We start from the raw sequence: 20,680 nt of genomic DNA on the forward strand, positions 1-20,680 counted from the left end.
GGGGGAGCATTGCTTATGGATCGCCGACATTTTCTGCTGGGGTGTACCGCAACGCTGCTGACGGCAAAAAGCACACTGTCATTCGCCGCGCGGGCCGCTGTCGCCCAAACCGTTATTCCCCTTTGGCCCGGCACGCCACCCGGCGGTGGCGGGCCAGAGGGGCCGGTTGAGACATCGCCTTCAGGCGCAGAGCGTCATATCGCCGTACCCACCTTAACCGTCTTACGGCCGGGCATGGGGAACGGTCACGTTGTCCTGATCGCCGGCGGTGGCGGCTATAAACGGATAGAAATGGCAAAAGAAGCCTGGCCCGCGGCTCGCTGGTTAACGGCGCGCGGCTACACTGCGGCGATATTGCGTTATCGTCTGCCGTCCGAACACTGGGGCGATGGTAACCGGGTTGCCCTGCAGGATGCGCTGCGTGCCCTGCAACTGGTCAAAGCGCAGGCAACAGGGTTAACGGTGCTGGGGTTTTCGGCCGGTGCGCATTTGCTCGGGATGGCCATCAGCCCGATGGGCGCGCGCATGGGGGCGGTGACAGAGGCACAGGACAGCGCACCTGTTCAGGTTGACGGTGCCGCGCTGATTTATCCCGTCATTACGCTGGAAGCGCCTTATACGCACACATCTACTCACCGCGTTTTGCTGGGGGCGCATCCTACGGCGGCAGAAGACGCCGCCTGGTCGGTGCAGAATACGGTGACAGCAGCATCACCGCCTTTTTTTCTGGTGCAGGCCGAAGATGACCCGATATCCGATCCCCACAACACGCTGATCATGGCGCGAGCCTGTCAGCAACATCACGTAAATGTGGAGATGATCCGCTACCCAACCGGCGGTCACGGTTTTGGTATGGGGAAACCCGGCACACCCACCATGGCCTGGCCTGCGCGTTATCAACACTGGCTGCAAAGCCGCTAGCAGGCTACAGTGAGGGGTCGGTTATTGAATGAGGATGAGACATGCATATCAGTTGGCTGGATCTGCACCAGCAGGCATTAAGCGTCCCGCAGCTTTATGCAGTACTGGCGTTGCGCTGTGAAGTCTTCGTCGTGGAGCAGCAGTGCGCCTATCTGGATGTGGATGGTCAGGATTTGCAGGGCGAGAATCGTCACCTCCTCGGCATGGCGCAGGATGACCTGCTGGCCTATGCGCGCATCCTGTCGCCCCGGCGCGCCGAGACAGAGGTAAAAATTGGGCGCGTCATCATCTCCAGCAAAGCCCGTGGCCTGAATTTAGGTAACCAGTTGATGATGCAGGCGATAGCCAGCTGTGAACAGCACTGGCCGGAGCATGCACAGTTTCTTTCTGCCCAGGCACATCTTGCGGGGTTTTATCAGCGTCACGGTTTTGTCGCGGTTAGCGACAGCTACCTTGAGGACGGTATTCCCCATATTGATATGCGCAGAGCAGGGGGGAAATAAACCGCGCTAACGGCCTGACGGTTTTATTCCTCCCTCAGCCTGTCGCGTGTTCTTTTCACGTACGCAAAAAAAATGCATCCCGGCGCCAGGCCTGAGATGCATTATGCCGTGAGATGGCCGTGTTAGCTGACGGTCATCTGGCGATCGTCAACGTATTTACGCTGGTCTGGCGGGGGCGGCACATACTGATAGAGCCACGTTTCGCTCAGCGTTTCGTCTTTGGTGCGCAGGAACAGACGCATCTCAACGGGCTGTACGCTGTCGCTGTCAGGATACCAGTCAAAGAGGATACGGTACCCTTTGATCGGCTCAACATACAGAATCTCAACCTGCTTAAAGGTGCCGGAGGACACGGTAATCACCGGTTCAATGCCCTTTGGTGCGGCGGCCTGCAAATCGCCGCCGATAAAGTCGACAGCAAAACGGCGGCACCACACATCCGGGAAGTGCTCGCCTGGCGCCCAGCCTTCGGGGAAGCCGCCGATGCCGGTGCGGGTTGCATCCACACGCGCCAGTTGGCTCTGTACGGGCGGCAGTGCGCTCCAGTAGAGTTTGTACGAAAAGCTAAACGCGTTGCCCGCTTTGATCGGTTCGGCGGGCTGCCAGAAGCAGACGATGTTATCGAGCGTTTCACCGGTCGTGGGGATTTCCATCAGGTTGATGGCACCTTTACCCCACTTACCAACCGGTTCAACCCACAGGCTTGGCCGCTTGTTATACCAGCCAATCACGTCCTGATAATTCTCAAAGTCATGATCAAGCTGAAGCAGACCAAAACCACGCGGGTTTTCATCTTCGTAGGCGTTGAACTGCAGGCGCTGAGGGTTATTCAGCGGACGGGCAATCCATTCCCCTTTCCCGCTCCACATTGCCAGACGATCGGAGTCGTGAATCTGGGGATGGTAGGTGTTACACATCCGACGCTCGTTGGTGCCGCAGCTGAACATACTGGTCATCGGCGAAATGCCTAACTGACGAATATCCTTGCGGGCAAAGAGATGATTCTCAATGTCCATCACCACGCGTTCGGCTTCGCAGTGAATCACAAACTTGTATGCGCCGGTGATGCTGGCCCCATCCAGTAAGGCATAGCAGGTGAAGGTCGTGTCTTCGGCTTTCGGCGTTTCAAACCAGAACGCTGTAAAGTCCGGAAACTCTTCCTGGCCATTACTGAAAGTGTTAATGGCGACGCCACGCGCGGACAGGCCGTACTGGTAAGTATCATCGACAGCACGGAAGTAGCTGGCACCGAGAAAGGAGACGATATCGCGGCGGGCCAGTTCAGGTTTTTTAAAGGCACGGAAGCCCGCAAACCCCAGATCGGTTTTGCCTTCCAGCTGCTTAGTGTCGACTTTCGCATCGTTGTAGTTAAACAGCTCGGTGCGGAAGTGGATTTCGCGTGCCTCACGGCTGGCACTGTCGACGGAAAACATGCGGATGCGGCGTTTAAAGCCCATGCCGACGTGGAAAAACTGCACATCAAGCTCGCGATTCGGAATGTTGTTCCACAGCGAGTGATTAGCATCGTACTGAATATCGTTGTAAGCCTGCGGCGTCAGGTTAGCCAGCGTTTGCGGCAGCGGGCCCGGTGGACCACCCCACGGCTTTTTGGCCAGTGCGGCCGCGTTCTTTTTTAACTCGTCGAAATCGAAGCGCACTGCGATTCCGTCAGCAATGCCATCATCTGCCCAGGCGGATTGCGCGAATAGCGTTGATAAGCCTGTCATACCGCTCACCGCGGAGAAGGCCATTGACGCTTTCATAAACATTCTTCGATTCATGCCGGAGATCATTCCTTAGCTTTTCGAGTTTGTTGTGACTGTCGTGTCGAATCACAGAGCCTGATTATTACAGGCAACAGCAGGGTACGACAGTCGGCTTAGAGAAAAATTCAGTTCGCTGAAAATTTATCAGATAAATCAAATAAACGAAGCGAAATTGCTTTAAGCAAGTCATCTCTTACACTTCTTTGCGTAATCACAGCCTGCCATAAGTTGACGCGCGTGCGCTTTCCTTGCGCCGATTTTCAGGTGATTCCTGGTAAGGGGCCGCGCAAAGCCCTCATTTATGGCTATAGTTAACCAGGTGCATTGCAATTCACATGGAGGAAATGATGGTAAAACAGACTGAATCTTTCGACACGGGCTATGACGACGATATCGCACTGCTGACTGAAACGCTGGAAGAAGTGCTGAAGTCATCAGGTGATCCGGCCGATCAGAAATATATCGAACTGAAAACCAAAGCTGAACGCGCGCTGGAAGATGTTAAATCACGTGTCAGCCAGGCCTCAGATAGCTATTACTACCGTGCCAAACAGGCCGCGTACCGTGCTGATGATTACGTCCATGAAAAACCGTGGCAGGGCATTGGCATCGGTGCTACTGCAGGGCTGGTATTAGGCCTGCTGCTGGCGCGTCGCTAATCTCAATCGCCTAAAACGGGCAGGCGCTGTCCTGTCCGTTCTCCCTTTCTGGTTCTTCCGCACTTCTGTCACCTGCCTGAAAATGCCGTTACCCGGTTAATTCCTGCCCGCAGATTGTGTTTTGTTCAGGGGCTTTCTAAAGTAAAGCGACAGGCACAAGGAGAATGAATGTGATAAGAGTTGAAATGCTGTCCACGGGCGATGAAGTGTTACATGGACAAATCGTCGATACCAACGCCGCCTGGCTGGCTGATGTGTTATTTCAACACGGGCTGCCGATGACCAGCCGGACTACGGTGGGTGACGCAATGTCGTCGCTGGTGGAAACGCTAAAGGCCCGCAGTCTTGAGGCGGACGTGCTCATCGTGAATGGTGGACTGGGGCCAACCACTGACGACCTTAGCGCCCAGGCCGCGGCCAAAGCGAGCGGGGTAGGGCTGGTGATGCAGGAAGCCTGGCTGGAAACGATGGAAGCCTGGTTCGCCAGCCGAGGACGGGTTATGGCTGAGAGCAACCGTAAACAGGCAGAAATTCCCGCTAACGCCGAAATGCTGGATAACCCGGTCGGCACCGCCTGTGGCTTTGCACTGCAACTCAATCGCTGCTGGATGTTCTTTACGCCAGGCGTTCCCTCTGAATTCAAGGTGATGATCGAACAACAAATCATTCCGCGTCTGAAAGCGAAGTTCGACCTGCCTGAACCGCCCGTTTGCCTGCGGCTGACCACCTTTGGCCGGGGAGAAAGCGACATTGCGAATGAACTTGAACCCTTGCCGCTGCCGGAGAACGTGCTGATGGGCTACCGTTCTTCCATGCCGATTATCGAAATCAAACTTACGGGGCCAGCCGAACAGCGCGTCGCGATGGAGCAGGTCTGGCAGCAGGTACGTTTGTTGCTGGCCGAGTGTACGATATTTGAAGGCACTGAGGGGCTGCCTGCACTGCTGGCGCGGGAACTGCATCAACGTCACTGGCGGCTGGCGATCAGCGAACAGTACACCGCAGGGTTACTTTACTGGCAACTGGCTTCGGCTGACGTGCCCCTGAGCGCCAGCGAAATTCTGCCGCAGCAGGACGAGAGTCTGGATGTTCAGGTCATGCGCACCCAGGCACTGGCGACGCGCTTGCAGACTCAGCTTGCCCTGTCCGTCGGCAGTCTGAGCGAAGACGCGATCTCTGTGGCGCTCCATACACCGGAAGCGACCTGGGGACAACGTGTTAAATTCAATAGTGGTCGTCACAACCTGGAAACCCGTCAGAAAGTGGTGGCGATGATGGCAATGAACATGCTGCGGCGCTGGTTACACGGCAGCGAGGTCAGCACAGGGCACGGCTGGATTGATGTGCTTGAAACTATCAAGCATTAAAAATACGGACCGGTGCCAAACGGCACCGACCGCCTTCTTTTCTGTTCCCCGCCTTTTCTCAACTAACACGCTGTTTAACGCCGTAGCCCCGTCGCCAGGACGGTAAAGGTCGCCGTGACTTTAGCCAGCGTGACCTGGGGCTCAGCGCTGGCGGCCACCCACAAGGCGGCAGTAAACGCCGCACCATTCAGCAAGCGGGCAGCGGCTTCAACATCCACGGGCTTCAGCACGCCGCTCGTGACCATCTCCTCCAGTGCATGTTGGGTTGCGGTCAGGCAGGCGTTCTGGCTGGGCCACAGCGAGGGATCGCCAAGAAAGGCCGGGCCATCCAGTAATACAATACGCTGCACTTCGGGGTCCAGCGCCATCTCGATATAGGCGATACCTTCCGCCAGCAACTGGTTCCAGCTGTCGCCCGCACTGGCCGCGCGCGCTTTTGCACGCTGGGCGATTTCACTGTCGACTTCCGCGACCACAGCGGCGAGAAGGCCACGTTTATCGCCAAAATTGTGATAAAGCGCACCGCGCGTTAAACCAACGCTCGCCGTCAGCTCATCCATGGACGCGGCAGCAAACCCCTTTTCGGCAAAGGCTTTACGTGCGGCGGCAATCAGCTTAAGGCGATTTTCTTCCATTGTGACCGCACGAGGTCGTCCTGCCATGGTTCTCTCCTTTTCGTATACGTTGCGTATCTGAAATTGACATACGGGGCGTATGTGTGTTTTATTTCACATACGGGAAGTATATTAAATCATGTCGTCATGAGGCGCATGATTTCCTGATAACAACTCACCAGAGGGTAAAACAATGAGCAATCGTGAAGCAATTTTCCCGGCGGGTCGTCATGCGCTGTATGAAAGGCATGGCTATTCCGCTGCGATCCGCTCGGGCGACCTGCTGTTCGTCTCGGGTCAGGTTGGCAGTCGCACGGACGGATCGCCTGAACCGGATTTTGCTGCTCAGGTGCAACTGGCCTTTGAGAATCTGCGCCAGACACTGGCGGCGGCAGGCTGTTCGTTCGATGATCTTATTGATGTCACCACGTTTCATACCGACCCTGAAACGCAGTTCGCTACCATTATGGAAGTGAAAAAAGCGATATTTCCGCAGCCACCTTATCCTAACTGGACGGCGGTCGGCGTTAACTGGCTGGCAGGATTCGATTTTGAAATCAAAGTCATTGCCCGTATCCCCTGAGTCAGCACCCGGCGAAAAAAAACCGTCATCCGGTTGGGATGACGGTTTTTTTAAACGCTTTGGCTCAACCACTAGAGTTCAAGCTCGATTTCACCTTTCGCCTTACAGCAGCAGGGCAGGATCTCCCCCTGTTCAATAAAGGCCAGCGGGGTTTCCGCGTAGTCGACCTCGCCGCGCAGTAACCGCATACGGCAGGAGCCGCAGTAACCTTCCCGGCACTGAAACTCCACGCACAGGTTGTTGGCTTCCAGCATGGTCAACAGATTAGGATGATCGTCTGCGCACTCCAGTCGGGTGCCGGAACTGCGCAGAATAACAACAGAACGGCTCATCGTTATAACTGGAAGTCGTCGAAGTCGTTTTCGCCCACTTCTGAATCAATCTGACCCACCAGGTAAGAACTGACTTCCACTTCCTGCGGGGCAACCTGAACGTTATCGGACACCAGCCAGGCGTTGATCCAGGGAATCGGGTTCGAGCGCGTTTCGAACGGCAGATCGAGGCCAACCGCCTGCATACGAATGTTGGTGATGTATTCGATATACTGGCACAGGATATCTTTGTTCAGACCGATCATGGAGCCGCCGCTGAACAGGTAATCTGCCCACTCTTTCTCCTGTAAGGCCGCTTTCTTAAACAGCTCGAAGCACTCTTCACGGCATTCGGCGGCAATTTCTTTCATTTCAGGATCGTCTTCACCGGTGCGCAGCAGATTCAGCATGTGCTGGGTGCCGGTCAGATGCAGAGCTTCGTCGCGTGCAATCAGCTTGATGATTTTGGCGTTGCCTTCCATCAGTTCTCGCTCAGCAAACGCAAAAGAGCAGGCAAAGCTGACGTAGAAGCGGATCGCTTCCAGCGCATTGACGCTCATCAGGCAAATATACAGCTGCTTTTTCAGCGCGCGCACGTTAACCGTAATGGACTTACCATTGACCTGATGCGTACCTTCACCCAGCAAATGCCAGTAGTTAGTCATCTCAATCAGGTCATCGTAGTATTTAGAGATGTCCTGCGCACGCGCCAGAATCTGCTGGTTGGTGACGATATCGTCAAACACCACAGACGGATCGTTCACGATGTTGCGAATGATGTGGGTGTACGAGCGAGAGTGGATCGTTTCGGAGAACGCCCAGGTTTCGATCCAGGTTTCCAGTTCCGGAATCGAGATCAGCGGCAGCAGTGCCACGTTCGGGCTGCGTCCCTGAATCGAGTCCAGCAACGTCTGGTATTTCAGGTTGCTGATGAAGATATGCTTTTCATGATCGGGCAGGGCCTGGTAGTCGATGCGATCGCGTGAGACATCGACTTCTTCAGGACGCCAGAAGAACGAAAGCTGCTTTTCGATCAGTTTTTCAAAGATATCGTATTTCTGCTGGTCAAAGCGCGCCACGTTAACGGACTGACCGAAAAACATAGGCTCTTTCAGCTGGTCATTTTTGTTTTGTGAAAAAGTGGAGTAAGCCATAAAAAACTGTCCATGGTAGACGAGGCTCAGCACCGGCCTCGCGGAAAAATGTGGGCGGGAAAGGCTCCCGCCCGACCGTCAGATCTTACAGGCGCCGCTTTCGCAGCCATCATCCTGAATAGAAGGTGCCAGATCGTCCTGCGCATCTTCCGCACCATCACGGGTGTTTTGGTAGTAGAGCGTTTTCACGCCAAACTTGTAGGCGGTCAGCAGATCTTTCAGCAGTTGCTTCATCGGCACTTTGCCATTCGGGAAGCGCGACGGATCGTAGTTGGTATTTGACGAAATCGCCTGATCGATGAATTTCTGCATTACGCCAACCAGTTGCAGGTAGCCATCATTGGACGGCATATCCCACAGCAGTTCGTACTGATCTTTAAGACGCTCATATTCCGGCACCACCTGACGCAGGATACCGTCTTTAGACGCTTTAATACTGATATGGCCGCGCGGCGGTTCGATACCGTTGGTGGCGTTTGAAATCTGCGACGAGGTTTCAGACGGCATCAGGGCAGAAAGCGTCGAGTTGCGCAGGCCGTGGGTTTTAATCTGCTCGCGCAGGGTTTCCCAGTCCAGGTGCAGCGGCTCGTTGCAAATCGCATCCAGATCTTTCTTGTAGGTATCAATTGGCAGCACGCCCTGTGCATAGGTGGTTTCATTGAACCACGGGCAGGCGCCTTGCTCTTTAGCCAGCTCATTTGAGGCTTTCAGCAGGTAGTACTGAATGGCTTCAAAGGTTTTGTGCGTCAGGCCATTCGCGCTGCCGTCGGAGTAGCGCACGCCGTGCTTCGCCAGGTAGTAAGCAAAGTTAATGACGCCAATGCCCAGCGTACGACGACCCATCGCACCCCGCTGCGCGGCCGGAATCGGGTAATCCTGATAATCCAGCAGTGCATCCAGCGCGCGTACAGCCAGCGTGGCCAGCTCTTCCAGATCGTCCAGGCTGTCAATCGCACCAAGGTTAAATGCTGACAGCGTACAGAGCGCAATCTCACCGTTTTCGTCGTTGACGTCATTGAGCGGTTTAGTTGGCAGCGCAATTTCCAGACACAGGTTCGACTGGCGCACTGGCGCAATACTGGCGTCAAACGGGCTGTGTGTGTTGCAGTGGTCAACGTTCTGGATGTAGATACGGCCGGTAGAGGCGCGTTCCTGCATCATCAGCGAGAACAGATCCACCGCTTTCACACGCTGCTTACGAATGCTGCTGTCTTGTTCGTATTTGGTGTAAAGACGTTCAAATTCGTCCTGATCGGCAAAGAACGCATCGTACAGGCCAGGTACGTCTGACGGGCTAAACAGCGTGATGTCCTCGCCCTTCAGCAGGCGCTGGTACATCATTTTGTTGAGCTGCACACCGTAGTCCATGTGACGTACGCGGTTACCTTCCACACCACGGTTGTTTTTCAGGACTAACAGGCTTTCTACTTCCAGATGCCACATCGGATAGAACAGCGTCGCTGCGCCGCCACGGACGCCGCCCTGCGAACAGGATTTCACCGCTGTCTGGAAGTGCTTGTAGAACGGGATACAACCGGTATGGAAAGCTTCACCGCCGCGAATCGGGCTGCCCAGCGCGCGGATACGACCCGCGTTAATACCAATACCTGCGCGTTGTGAAACGTATTTCACAATAGCGCTGGAGGTCGCGTTGATGGAATCCAGGCTGTCGCCACATTCAATCAGGACACAGGAGCTGAACTGACGGGTTGGCGTACGCACTCCCGACATGATTGGCGTCGGCAGGGAGATTTTAAACGTGGAAATCGCATCGTAGAAACGCTTGATGTAATCCATCCGGGTCGCACGCGGATAGCCTGAGAACAGGCAGGCGGCTACCAGAATGTACAGGAACTGGGCGCTTTCATAGATCTCACCGGAGACGCGGTTCTGAACCAGATATTTGCCTTCCAGCTGTTTCACGGCCGCGTAGGAGAAATTCATGTCGCGCCAGTGGTCGATGAAGCCGTCCATCTGCTCGAACTCTTCACGGCTGTAGTCTTCCAGCAGATGGCGATCGTATTTACCCAGGTCAACCATCTTAACGACCTGATCGTACAGCGCGGGCGGCTCAAACTGGCCGTACGCTTTTTTACGCAGGTGGAAGATCGCCAGACGGGCGGCAAGGTACTGATAGTCAGGGGCATCGCGAGAAATAAGGTCTGCAGCGGCCTTGATGATCGTTTCATGGATGTCAGAGGTTTTGATGCCATCATAAAACTGAATGTGGGAACGCAGCTCTACCTGTGAAACCGACACATTGTTCAGCCCTTCAGCTGCCCAGTCGAGGACACGGTGAATTTTGTCGAGATCAATGCGCTCCTGGCGGCCATCGCGTTTAGTAACGAGCAGACTTTGGTTCATGTCGCGTTTTTACCTTTGCGTGAGTATCCAATAATTAAAAGAAATCCCGATTTATACACAGCATATTCATTGTGAATAATGTTGTGGATAAACACTACATCTTGGGGTTGTCGAAGATAAGTATAACAATATGGAGGCTTATTCTAGTATTTTGCTGGCGCTTAACAAGAGGAAAAAATGATGTCTGCGGGGGTTGTATTTTCTGCGGGTTTTCTTAGGCCGCGTCTCGTAAGGCCGCAGGTCTTGTCAACCAGTCTGAGAAAATATTGCGATTTATGATCGACCGCTGATTTTTCAAACATTGCGCGACTTTTTCCAGCATTGGTCTATGCGAAAGCCTGTTTTGAGCCATAGCCGTCGTGCCACAGGGCTTAATGCGTAGCGGCAGGGAGGATAGCGTTTTGTGATGACAGTGGGATGACAGCAGCGTGGGCAAAGCCGCACGCTGCACAGGAATTACGCCTCGCCGTGATGCGTGTGGATCATGTAGTTCACGTCCACACCTTTGCCCAGACGGAACCGATCGGTAAGCGGGTTGTAGTGCAGGCCCGTCATGTTGCGTTCACGCAGCGGGGTTTCATCCACCCAACCCAGCAGCTCAGAGGGACGGATAAATTTCTTCACATCATGCGTCCCACGCGGCACCATGCGCAGGACATATTCCGCACCGAAAATCGCCATCAGCCAGGCTTTGGGATTACGGTTAATGGTCGAGAAGAACACCTCGCCACCGGGTTTAACCAGCTGCGCGCAGGCGTGCACCACCGAACGTGGATCCGGCACGTGCTCAAGCATCTCCATGCAGGTCACCACATCGTACTGGCCTGCATGCTGGCTGGCATGCTCCTCGACCGTTTGTTGCACATAGTCGAGCGTCACGCCGCTCTCCAGCGCATGCAGTCGTGCCACCTCAAGTGGCTCCGCGCCCATATCCAGCCCGGTGACGATTGCACCTTCCCGGGCCATGCTTTCCGCCAGGATACCGCCACCACAGCCGACATCGAGCACTTTTTTACCGAACAGCCCGTGACTGTGTTGCGCAATGTAGCCCAGCCGCAGGGGATTAATACGGTGCAGCGGTTTAAATTCGCCCTCCAGATCCCACCAGCGCGAGGCAACGGCCTCGAACTTGGCAATTTCCTGTGCATCGACATTGTGCTGAGGGTTCTGTGGTTGTGCATTCATTGAATCGTGACTCCTGACAAAATGTGACATCAGTATAAACGCTTAACTTATCATGGCGCATCTTATCAACATGAGTAAAAGCACCTTAATAAGGTGGTTAACGTTCACCAGTGAATTGCGGTGTGATATACTTTCGCACCTTTAAAATCCGGGATTAGTAGAGGGATAGCGGCTCCATGAGCGACCTTGCGAGAGAAATTACACCGGTTAATATCGAAGAAGAGTTAAAAAATTCTTACCTCGATTACGCCATGTCGGTCATTGTTGGCCGAGCTTTACCCGATGTGCGTGATGGCCTGAAGCCAGTACATCGCCGCGTACTCTACGCGATGAGCGAACTGGGTAATGACTGGAACAAACCCTATAAAAAATCTGCCCGCGTCGTCGGTGACGTTATCGGTAAATATCACCCGCATGGTGATTCTGCCGTTTACGACACCATCGTACGTATGGCCCAGCCTTTCTCCCTGCGTTACATGCTGGTGGACGGTCAAGGCAACTTCGGATCCATCGACGGCGACTCCGCTGCGGCGATGCGTTATACCGAAGTGCGCATGTCTAAAATCGCCCACGACCTGTTAGCTGATCTGGAAAAAGAGACCGTTGACTTCGTACCGAACTACGACGGTACCGAGCAGATCCCTGAAGTTCTGCCCACCAAAATCCCTAACCTGCTGGTCAACGGATCGTCCGGTATTGCCGTCGGTATGGCCACCAACATTCCGCCGCATAACCTGCGCGAAGTGATTAACGGCTGCCTGGCTTATATTGAAGATGAAAACATCAGCGTTGAAGGGCTGATGGAACACATTCCGGGGCCTGATTTCCCGACGGCGGCCATTATCAACGGGCGTCGCGGCATTGAAGAAGCCTATCGCACCGGTCGCGGTAAAGTTTACATCCGTGCCCGTGGTGAAGTGGAAGTGGATGCCAAAACCGGACGTGAAACCATCGTCATTCACGAACTGCCCTATCAGGTGAACAAAGCGCGCCTGATAGAAAAGATTGCCGAGCTGGTGAAAGAAAAGCGCGTCGAAGGAATCAGTGCGCTGCGCGATGAGTCTGATAAAGACGGCATGCGTATCGTCATTGAAATCAAGCGTGACGCCGTTGGTGAAGTCGTTCTCAATAACCTCTATTCCCTGACTCAGTTGCAGACCTCTTTCGGTATCAACATGGTCGCTCTCCATCAGGGCCAGCCGAAGATTATGGCGCTGAAGGAGATTCTCGAAGCCTTCGTTCGCCATCGCCGTGAAGTGGTGACACGCCGTACTATTTTCGAACTGCGCAAGGCGCGCGATCGGGCACATATCCTTGAAGGTCTGGCGATTGCGCTGGCTAACATCGATCCGATTATCGAACTGATTCGCCGCGCACCAACGCCAGCGGAAGCAAAAGCGGGTCTGATCTCGCAATCGTGGGCGCTGGGCAATGTGGCCGCGATGCTGGAACGTGCAGGCGACGATGCGGCCCGTCCAGAGTGGCTGGAAGCGCAGTTCGGTATCCGTGATGGTCAGTATTACCTGACAGAACAACAGGCGCAGGCCATTCTGGACTTACGTCTGCAGAAGCTGACCGGCCTTGAGCATGAGAAGCTGCTGGACGAGTACAAACAGCTGCTGGATCAGATTGCAGAATTACTGCACATCCTGTCCAGCTCAGAACGTCTGATGGAAGTCATTCGCGAAGAGCTTGAGCTGATGCGCGATCAGTTCGGCGACGACCGCCGCACTGAAATTACGGCTAACAGCGCCGACATCAACATCGAAGACCTGATCAATCAGGAAGATGTTGTGGTGACATTGTCGCATCAGGGCTATGTGAAATATCAGCCGCTGAGCGACTATGAAGCCCAGCGCCGTGGCGGTAAAGGCAAGTCTGCCGCCCGAATCAAAGAAGAAGACTTTATCGATCGTCTGCTGGTGGCGAATACCCACGACACGATCCTGTGCTTCTCCAGCCGTGGCCGGCTCTACTGGATGAAAGTCTACCAGTTGCCTGAAGCCAGCCGTGGTGCACGTGGGCGTCCTATCGTTAACCTGTTGCCGCTGGAAGCCAACGAACGTATTACGGCGATTCTGCCGGTACGTGAATACACCGAAGGCTTTAACATCTTCATGGCTACCGCCAGCGGGACCGTGAAGAAAACGGGTCTGCAGGAGTTTAGCCGCCCACGTAGCGCAGGCATTATCGCGATTAACCTGCGTGATGACGATGAGCTGATCGGTGTGGCGCTGACGAACGGTAACGATGAGGCGATGTTGTTCTCTGCGGCCGGTAAGGTGGTGCGCTTTGCAGAATCCGCGGTACGTGCCATGGGCCGAACGGCTTCGGGCGTACGGGGCATTAAGCTGGCGCAAAACGATCGCGTAGTTTCGCTGATCGTGCCGCGTGAAGAGGGCGCTATTCTTACGGTTACGCAGAACGGCTACGGTAAGCGTACCGCGAACAGTGAGTACCCGACCAAATCCCGTGCAACGCAGGGCGTGATTTCCATCAAAGTAACTGAGCGTAATGGCCCGGTTATTGGTGCGGTACAGGTTGTCGACAGCGATCAGATCATGATGATCACCGATGCCGGCACACTGGTAAGAACCCGTGTCTCCGAAGTCAGCATCGTGGGCCGTAATACTCAGGGTGTGATCCTGATTCGTACAGCCGAAGACGAGAATGTTGTCGGTCTGCAGCGCGTAGCGGAACCGGTGGAAGAAGAAGAGCTGGATGCTATCGATGGCAGCGTGGCGGAAGGGGACGATGATATCGTACCTGAAGTCGACAATGACGACGATGATGAACCGGCAGTGGACGACGACGAGTAAGTTACCCGTCGTACGTTAAACCGCAACGGCAGGTCAGGGGTAACCCGGCCTGCCGTTTTTTTTGGCTGTGAAGACAGCGAGAGGAGAGGTGGGCGGCAGGTCAAACATTCTCAAACTGCACCCTGAGCCCGGAGTCGACTGGCTTTTTCGCTGCGATAAAGCTAGTGTATGAACATCAAAAATCCAACAATGCGACTAACCTTGCCACCTGCGAGTCACCTTTGAAATATCTAGTTTCTTTCCGCACGACGCTGCGCATTTCGCGCTATCTGTTTCGCGCGCTGGCACTGCTCATCTGGTTGCTGGGCGCTGTTCTGACGACGTTCTATATTATCAGCGTCCTGCATGACAAAGAGAACAAGGTACGTCAGGAGTTTGCCAGTAACTACGGCACCATTGACTGGTACGTCCGTCATTCTGCGGGCATGATGCGTGAACTCAAATATATTGCTGAAAACCGGCTCGCCAGACCTGCACCCATCGGTCAGTCCCAGGCGGACAATCTGATTCAGCCACAGTTTATGCCGTTATATTCCGGTGACGACTGTGCCTCCATGAGCACCACCTGGCGCAACTCGCTTGATTCCTTAGGCAACTACATTAACTACTGGAAAAGCAATTTCGCCTCCTCCTACGAGCTGAACCGGGTCTTCCTGATTGGCGGCGATAACAGGTGCCTGGCTGACTTTACCGTCAGCAATAACAATAATAATGTCAGTCGCGATCGCAGTCTGAAGCTTCTGCGGGAAAACCTGCAGCGTTACCGTAACAGCCCGGAAGAGGACCAGCGTAATCCGGCTTACTGGGTGAGCAGCTCCGCTCAGCCTGGTGTAGGCAGCTTCTCTGTGGTGATGCCGGTCTATGTGGCCGATAAACTGCAGGCTTTGCTGGGCGTAGAGCAAAATATCCGCCTTGATGAATTTATCCAGCCCGGCAGCCTGCCGGTGACCGCGACCATAACCGACGAAAATTATACGCCGTTGCTGACGTCACGCCGGGGAGGCGTAGGTTTCTCGCTAAACGAATTACCCGACGATAAAACCTGGTTTGGTTATCTGGACGGTTATCGCCAGCTGGTGCTCAAGAAACCCTTACCGCCATCAGAACTCAATGTGATCTGGTCGGTGTCAACGGATGTCCTGGTCGATCAGCTCAGGCTCATGATGATTAACGCGGTGCTGCTCAATATCATGAGTGCGGTACTGCTGTTTACGCTGGCCTGGTTATTTGAGCGGCGCATGTTTTTGCCTGCGGAAGAGAATGCACACAGGCTGGAAGAGCATGAGCAGTTTAACCGTAAGATCGTGGCGTCAGCACCGGTCGGGATCTGTATTCTGCGCACCAGCGATGGCACCAACATTCTGAGCAATGAGCTGGCGCATAACTATCTTACGTTGCTGACGCAGGAAGACCGCAAGCGGTTAAATGAAATTATCGGCGGCCAACAGGTCAACTTTGTGGATGTCCTGACGGGCAGCAACACCAATCTGCAAATCAGCTTTGTGCATTCCCGATATCGCAATGAAAACGTCGCCATCTGCGTGCTGGTTGACGTGTCCGCGCGCGTTCGTATGGAGCAGTCATTGCAGGAGATGGCGCATGCCGCTGAACAGGCCAGCCAGTCGAAATCGATGTTTCTGGCCACGGTCAGCCATGAACTGCGCACGCCGTTATACGGCATTATTGGTAATCTGGATTTATTACAGACACGACAGTTGCCCAGCGGTATCGACTCGCTGGTCACCGCCATGAACAACTCCTCCAGTCTGCTGTTAAAAATCATCAGCGATATTCTCGATTTCTCGAAAATCGAGTCGGAACAGTTGAAGATTGAACCGCGTCCTTTCTCCCCGCGTGAAGTGATTACCCATATTGTCGGTAACTATCTGTCGCTGGTGGTGAAAAAACGCCTGACACTGTACTGCTATATTGAGCACGATGTTCCGCAGTTCCTCGATGGCGATCCCCTGCGTCTGCAACAGGTGATTTCTAACCTGCTCAATAATGCGATCAAATTTACGCATACCGGCTGCATTATCCTGCATGCATACGTCACCCAGGGCTATCTGGCCTTTCGTATGCGTGATACCGGCGTCGGGATTCCGGCAAAAGAGCTCACCCGGTTATTCGATCCGTTCTTCCAGGTCGGAAATGGCGTCCAGCGCAATTTCCAGGGCACCGGGCTGGGCCTGGCGATTTGTGAAAAGCTGATCAACATGATGGACGGGGATATCGAGGTGGAGTCAGAGCCGGGAATGGGAAGCCAGTTTATCGTGCGTATCCCCATCTACAATGGTAAGCAGCCGTCCATTCCACTGCTTGACGGGCTGCAGGATAAGAAAATCTGGCTGGCAATGCGCAATGAGTACCTGGCCCAGTATCTAGACAGGCTGTTGAAGCAACATGGCTTCCAGGTCGCCGATATGCTGGCAAACCCTGGCAGTGATGATGTGGTGTTAACCGACTATGCAATGGAGACATTCCCCCAGGTGCGTGCGGTTATCACGTTTGACGGCGCGCATGTGGATATGCCGCGTGAGCCGCAGGCAGGGCGCTGGATCCACAGCACGGCAACCCTGCATGAACTGCCGACTTTACTGGCGCGTATTTACCGCATTGCCGTGGAAACCGAGAGCACGGACGCGCTTTCTCTGAGCGGGCCGGTCGAAGAGAAAATCCATAATGACGACATTATGGTGCTGATCGTTGACGATCATCCTATCAACCGCATGCTGCTGTCAGAGCAGCTTGGCACGCTGGGTTATCAGGTGAAAACCGCCCAGGACGGTGTTGACGCCTTAAATGTCTTAAGCCGTAATACAATTGATATTGTGCTGACCGACGTGAACATGCCCAATATGGACGGTTACCGTCTGACTCAGCGCCTGCGTCAGTTAGGGCATGTGTTCCCGGTGATAGGCGTCACGGCGAACGCGCTGGCCGAAGAAAAGCAGCGTTGTATGGACGCAGGGATGGACAACTGCTTGTCGAAGCCCGTGACGCTGGATGTGCTGAAATCAACGCTGGGTCTCTATGCGGAGCGGGTACGTAAAGCCCGGCAGGGATAAAAGAGAAGCGGAAGGAGGCGGTGCGAGTGCACCGCCTGAAAACTTACTCTTTGTCGATCTGGGTCGCGCTGACCGATGACAGATAGTTGAGCAGGGCAATATCGTTATCCACACCCAACTTCATCATGGCCGATTTTTTCTGGCTACTGATGGTCTTAATACTGCGGTTCAGCTTCTTCGCAATTTCCGTTACCAGGAAGCCTTCAGCGAAGAGACGTAATACTTCGCTCTCTTTAGGCGACAGACGCTTATCGCCATAACCGCCGGCACTGATTTTCTCCAGCAGTTTCGCCACGCTTTCCGGCGTATATTTCTTGCCTTTCTGCAGCGCAGCCAGCGCTTTAGGCAGATCGGTTGGTGCACCTTGCTTCAGAACGATACCTTCGATATCCAGATCCAGCACGGAGCTGAGGATGGCCGGGTTGTTGTTCATGGTCAGAACAATGATCGACAGATCAGGATAATGGCGTTTGATATATTTGATCAGCGTAATACCGTCACCATACTTTTCACCCGGCATAGAGAGGTCGGTGATCAGCACATTGGCATCAAGCTTGGACAGGTTGTTAATCAGTGCTGTTGAGTCTTCAAACTCACCCACAACGTTAACCCACTCAATTTGTTCCAGAGATTTTCGGATACCGAAAAGAACAATTGGGTGATCATCGGCAATAATTACATTCAGGTTATTCATCTTATTGGTTACCTTGCTGCAGCAGTTGATTGACATAAGCGTCAATATTACTGGTGGTATTTTTAATGTTTGAATCGTCACACACTTTGATGTGGTGTTCTAATTCTTCACAAAGCTGTTTGCCCGGTGTCAAATTAAGCATAGCAAACACGCCTTTAAGGCGATGGGCAGTCTGAGCAAGCGAGGCATAATCGTTTATCGCTGACTCAGTATACAATCTCTTTACATCATCCGGTACTGTCTCAGTAAACAGCTGGAAATAGCCTCCACTTAGCAGTGGCGTGCTGGCGTCATCTTCTTCAGTGTTATCCTCCATTACATCGTGGGACAATTGCTTCTCAATCAGTGCCAGTAATGCATCCAGTAGTGCATTACTGAGATTGAAATTGACGCGATACTGTTGATCGTTCAGCGCATGATGGCCCGGTTCGTCTTCTGCCAGTAACAATGCCCAGCCACTCAGTTTGCCCGGATCGTCGGTGATCTGTACGTCGTGATCCTGACCCGAAATACGTTCATCAGGCGTCAGGCAGCGCGCGCCCCAGTTTTCCAGATGGCGACAAACAATTTTGTGGACATCTTCAACGGCGATCTCCACCAGCGCGGTTACGCCTTCCAGGATTTTCTCTTCCTCCTCATCACGCTGTTCCTCAAGCGTGAGGGGCAGTTGAATGTTATAGCGTGTGCCGATATCGGCTTTCGCCACAATCTCCAGGCTACCGCCCATTTGTTTACATAACTGCTTGCACAGGAAAAACGCCATACCGGACGCCTGACCATAACGATCCTGACTGGTATCGCCCAGGAACGGGAAGTCCACGTTCGCCAGTTCATCCACGGTCAGTCCGGCACCGGTATCCACCAGTTCAATATAGACCCGGTCAGGCTGGTTCTCTGCCGTCTTCACCGCCAGGGTAATCTTGCCCCAGCGGGTGGTAATCAGCGCATAATGCATCAGCGTGGTGAGGATTTTGCGCAATGCACGTCGATCGCCAAAGCGCATCTCGTCATTTGCCAGATGATTATTCACCACCAGGGACAGGCCTTTGCGACGCAGCAGCGGCAGGCTCTCCAGCGTAATTTCGTCCAGTAACTCTTGCAGGTTAAATACCGACGCATCAGGTGACCAGTCATGCGCTTCAAGACGATTGAGCAGCACGATATCGTCCACCAGACGAGCCAGTGACTGGCTCTCATCCAGAATATCCAGCACGCTTTCGTCATTATCACGCTGACTCAACTGCACCAACTGCGAGACGATTTTTTCCAGCGGCTGGTTTAACGCATGGCCAAGGTGATGCAGCAACTGCTGACGCATCTGGTGGTTGCGATCCAGCACCTGCTGTGCTTTTTGCAGTTTCTTGTTGACCAGTAATTCCCGATCCTGATCGCGCATCATAAACAGCTGTGTATGCGGCGATAAAACGCTACGCGCATGGCGTATTTCATACACTTCGTTGTTGATCGTAGCCTGTAATACACCCTGATGCTGATCGGACATATTGATGATCTTTTGCAGGTTCAGGTGAGGCAAAAGATGCTCGGCGATCTTATTACTTAACAAGGTACGGTTACTCGCAAAGTCGTACACCAACAGGCCCACAGGTAAGCTGGCCACAATCTCCTGATTGAGTACGCGAAGGGAGTCCAGTTCAGCACTCTGGTTTTCACTGGGACGAAGCGATTGTTTGCGTAGTAACAATACGCCACTCAGTGAAAGTAAAAACAGCACCAGGTTAATCAGTAGTGGCCACATCAGGTTATGCGCACTGTCGAGCAGCAGGCGAACAAGGGGGACCCGGTAAACCAGCTGCAGCGAGGTGCTGGGCAGGGCTGCGGCTATCTCAATGTCGTGGCTGACCAGCGAAACCTGGGTTGTCTCAAGGCCTTCCTGGTTTGTACTGGTGTTATTGGTAAAGCTGGCATCCTGACGCAACTGGAAGTTCTCTACCGGCATATTAAGCGGGATTAAGTCATTCACAGGCAAATCAAACGCGACGACAGTAGCCAGATGGCCGGGCTGATTAAACGTCGTACGCAGGGTAAAGTAGTGATCGTTCTGGAAAGCAAGATGACGCAGAGGCGAAAAGCTTTCGCGTTCATCCAGCGCATTCGCCTGCTGCAGCATTTCAGCACGGCGCGCATCCACTAATGAACTTAACGCATTCTCTTTATAGCGAGTGGCCAAATCTTTCAGCGGCAGGGTCGATATCATAATCAGACTGTTGTCCTGACCATTTAAGAAATACATCGACCAGGTCGGCGATTCGGCACCCCACAGCGTATCAAGATAACTGGACATCCGCATCGTCATATCCAGCGTGCTGCTGTCATGCGAACCAAAGATCAGCGCTTCGGTTTTACGTCGGGTTTTTTCGAGGTAATAGACATCAGGACGCAGACGCGTCTCTTGTAAATTGCTGGCAGGGACGGAACCTGCCGCACTGGCCGAGAGGTTTTCATAAATTTGCCAGGTCACAAAACGATAGGTATCAATACGTTTTTGTACGTCGTGCGCCATATCGGCCATGGCATAGCGTTTATCGGTTAGCCAGGCATTAATTGAATTTTGCACCATACAACCCAGCGCCAGTAACAGTACCAGGTTAAATACGATAAAAAAGCGGGTGACATTGCTGGATGTCAGAGGAAACTTATACAACATAGCGTCT

General features: G+C 53.6%; 15 protein-coding genes. 7 read left to right on the plus strand and 8 right to left on the minus strand.

The window, feature by feature from the left end:
- Nucleotides 1-15 precede the first annotated feature (15 nt).
- Complete coding sequence (locus GC090_RS06730; protein ID WP_058707802.1) at nt 16-921, plus strand: alpha/beta hydrolase; 906 nt, start codon at nt 16-18, stop codon at nt 919-921.
- 41 nt (nt 922-962) lie between these two features.
- Nucleotides 963-1,424, plus strand: coding sequence for a GNAT family N-acetyltransferase (locus GC090_RS06735; RefSeq protein WP_039339662.1), 462 nt, complete (start codon nt 963-965; stop codon nt 1,422-1,424).
- Between the two features lie 122 nt (nt 1,425-1,546).
- Here the strand turns inward: GC090_RS06735 and GC090_RS06740 are convergent, their stop codons facing one another.
- On the minus strand, nt 1,547-3,205 hold the full coding sequence (locus GC090_RS06740; protein ID WP_006120012.1) for a glucan biosynthesis protein D: 1,659 nt from the start codon (nt 3,203-3,205) through the stop codon (nt 1,547-1,549).
- Between the two features lie 332 nt (nt 3,206-3,537).
- Between GC090_RS06740 and elaB the strand changes: the two genes are divergently transcribed.
- Both elaB and GC090_RS06750 read left to right on the plus strand, forming a co-directional pair.
- Nucleotides 3,538-3,849, plus strand: a complete 312-nt coding sequence (gene elaB, locus GC090_RS06745) for a stress response protein ElaB (protein WP_033740963.1) — start codon at nt 3,538-3,540, stop codon at nt 3,847-3,849.
- Nucleotides 3,850-4,019: 170 nt separating this feature from the next.
- A complete protein-coding gene (locus GC090_RS06750; protein WP_324021171.1) occupies nt 4,020-5,216 on the plus strand; it encodes a nicotinamide mononucleotide deamidase-related protein YfaY in 1,197 nt (398 codons plus the stop codon).
- A gap of 74 nt (nt 5,217-5,290) precedes the next feature.
- On the opposite strand, the gene GC090_RS06755 is transcribed toward GC090_RS06750, so the two are convergent.
- Nucleotides 5,291-5,878, minus strand: coding sequence for a TetR/AcrR family transcriptional regulator (locus GC090_RS06755; protein ID WP_110268198.1), 588 nt, complete (start codon nt 5,876-5,878; stop codon nt 5,291-5,293).
- A gap of 145 nt (nt 5,879-6,023) precedes the next feature.
- Between GC090_RS06755 and GC090_RS06760 the strand changes: the two genes are divergently transcribed.
- Nucleotides 6,024-6,413 (plus strand): RidA family protein, encoded by a 390-nt coding sequence (locus tag GC090_RS06760; RefSeq protein ID WP_039339659.1) that lies wholly within the window; start codon nt 6,024-6,026, stop codon nt 6,411-6,413.
- 71 nt (nt 6,414-6,484) lie between these two features.
- On the opposite strand, the gene yfaE is transcribed toward GC090_RS06760, so the two are convergent.
- The 4 genes from yfaE to ubiG all read right to left on the minus strand — a co-directional run bounded on the left by yfaE (nt 6,485) and on the right by ubiG (nt 11,427).
- Nucleotides 6,485-6,745 (minus strand): class I ribonucleotide reductase maintenance protein YfaE, encoded by a 261-nt coding sequence (yfaE, locus tag GC090_RS06765; protein ID WP_006120007.1) that lies wholly within the window; start codon nt 6,743-6,745, stop codon nt 6,485-6,487.
- 2 nt (nt 6,746-6,747) lie between these two features.
- Complete coding sequence (gene nrdB, locus GC090_RS06770; RefSeq protein ID WP_006120006.1) at nt 6,748-7,878, minus strand: class Ia ribonucleoside-diphosphate reductase subunit beta; 1,131 nt, start codon at nt 7,876-7,878, stop codon at nt 6,748-6,750.
- Nucleotides 7,879-7,956: 78 nt separating this feature from the next.
- On the minus strand, nt 7,957-10,242 hold the full coding sequence (gene nrdA, locus GC090_RS06775; protein WP_033740614.1) for a class 1a ribonucleoside-diphosphate reductase subunit alpha: 2,286 nt from the start codon (nt 10,240-10,242) through the stop codon (nt 7,957-7,959).
- Between the two features lie 456 nt (nt 10,243-10,698).
- The gene (gene ubiG / locus GC090_RS06780) at nt 10,699-11,427 is read right to left on the minus strand and encodes a bifunctional 2-polyprenyl-6-hydroxyphenol methylase/3-demethylubiquinol 3-O-methyltransferase UbiG (RefSeq protein WP_033740611.1); all 729 of its coding nucleotides are present in this window, start codon (nt 11,425-11,427) and stop codon (nt 10,699-10,701) included.
- A 176-nt stretch (nt 11,428-11,603) separates the two neighbouring features.
- Between ubiG and gyrA the strand changes: the two genes are divergently transcribed.
- A complete protein-coding gene (gene gyrA, locus GC090_RS06785) occupies nt 11,604-14,246 on the plus strand; it encodes a DNA topoisomerase (ATP-hydrolyzing) subunit A (RefSeq protein WP_033740609.1) in 2,643 nt (880 codons plus the stop codon).
- Between the two features lie 221 nt (nt 14,247-14,467).
- Entirely contained in the window at nt 14,468-17,314 is a 2,847-nt protein-coding gene (gene rcsC, locus GC090_RS06790) for a two-component system sensor histidine kinase RcsC (protein ID WP_033740958.1), read from the plus strand.
- A 43-nt stretch (nt 17,315-17,357) separates the two neighbouring features.
- On the opposite strand, the gene rcsB is transcribed toward rcsC, so the two are convergent.
- Together rcsB and rcsD are read right to left on the minus strand one after the other, a co-directional pair.
- The gene (rcsB, locus tag GC090_RS06795) at nt 17,358-18,008 is read right to left on the minus strand and encodes a response regulator transcription factor RcsB (protein ID WP_006120001.1); all 651 of its coding nucleotides are present in this window, start codon (nt 18,006-18,008) and stop codon (nt 17,358-17,360) included.
- A gap of 1 nt (nt 18,009) precedes the next feature.
- Nucleotides 18,010-20,673: a phosphotransferase RcsD gene (gene rcsD, locus GC090_RS06800; RefSeq protein WP_033740607.1), complete on the minus strand. Its 2,664-nt coding sequence runs from the start codon at nt 20,671-20,673 to the stop codon at nt 18,010-18,012.
- Nucleotides 20,674-20,680 lie beyond the last annotated feature (7 nt).

The organism is Pantoea sp. JZ29, from assembly GCF_035190385.1.
In the GTDB taxonomy this organism is placed as follows: domain Bacteria; phylum Pseudomonadota; class Gammaproteobacteria; order Enterobacterales; family Enterobacteriaceae; genus Pantoea; species Pantoea stewartii.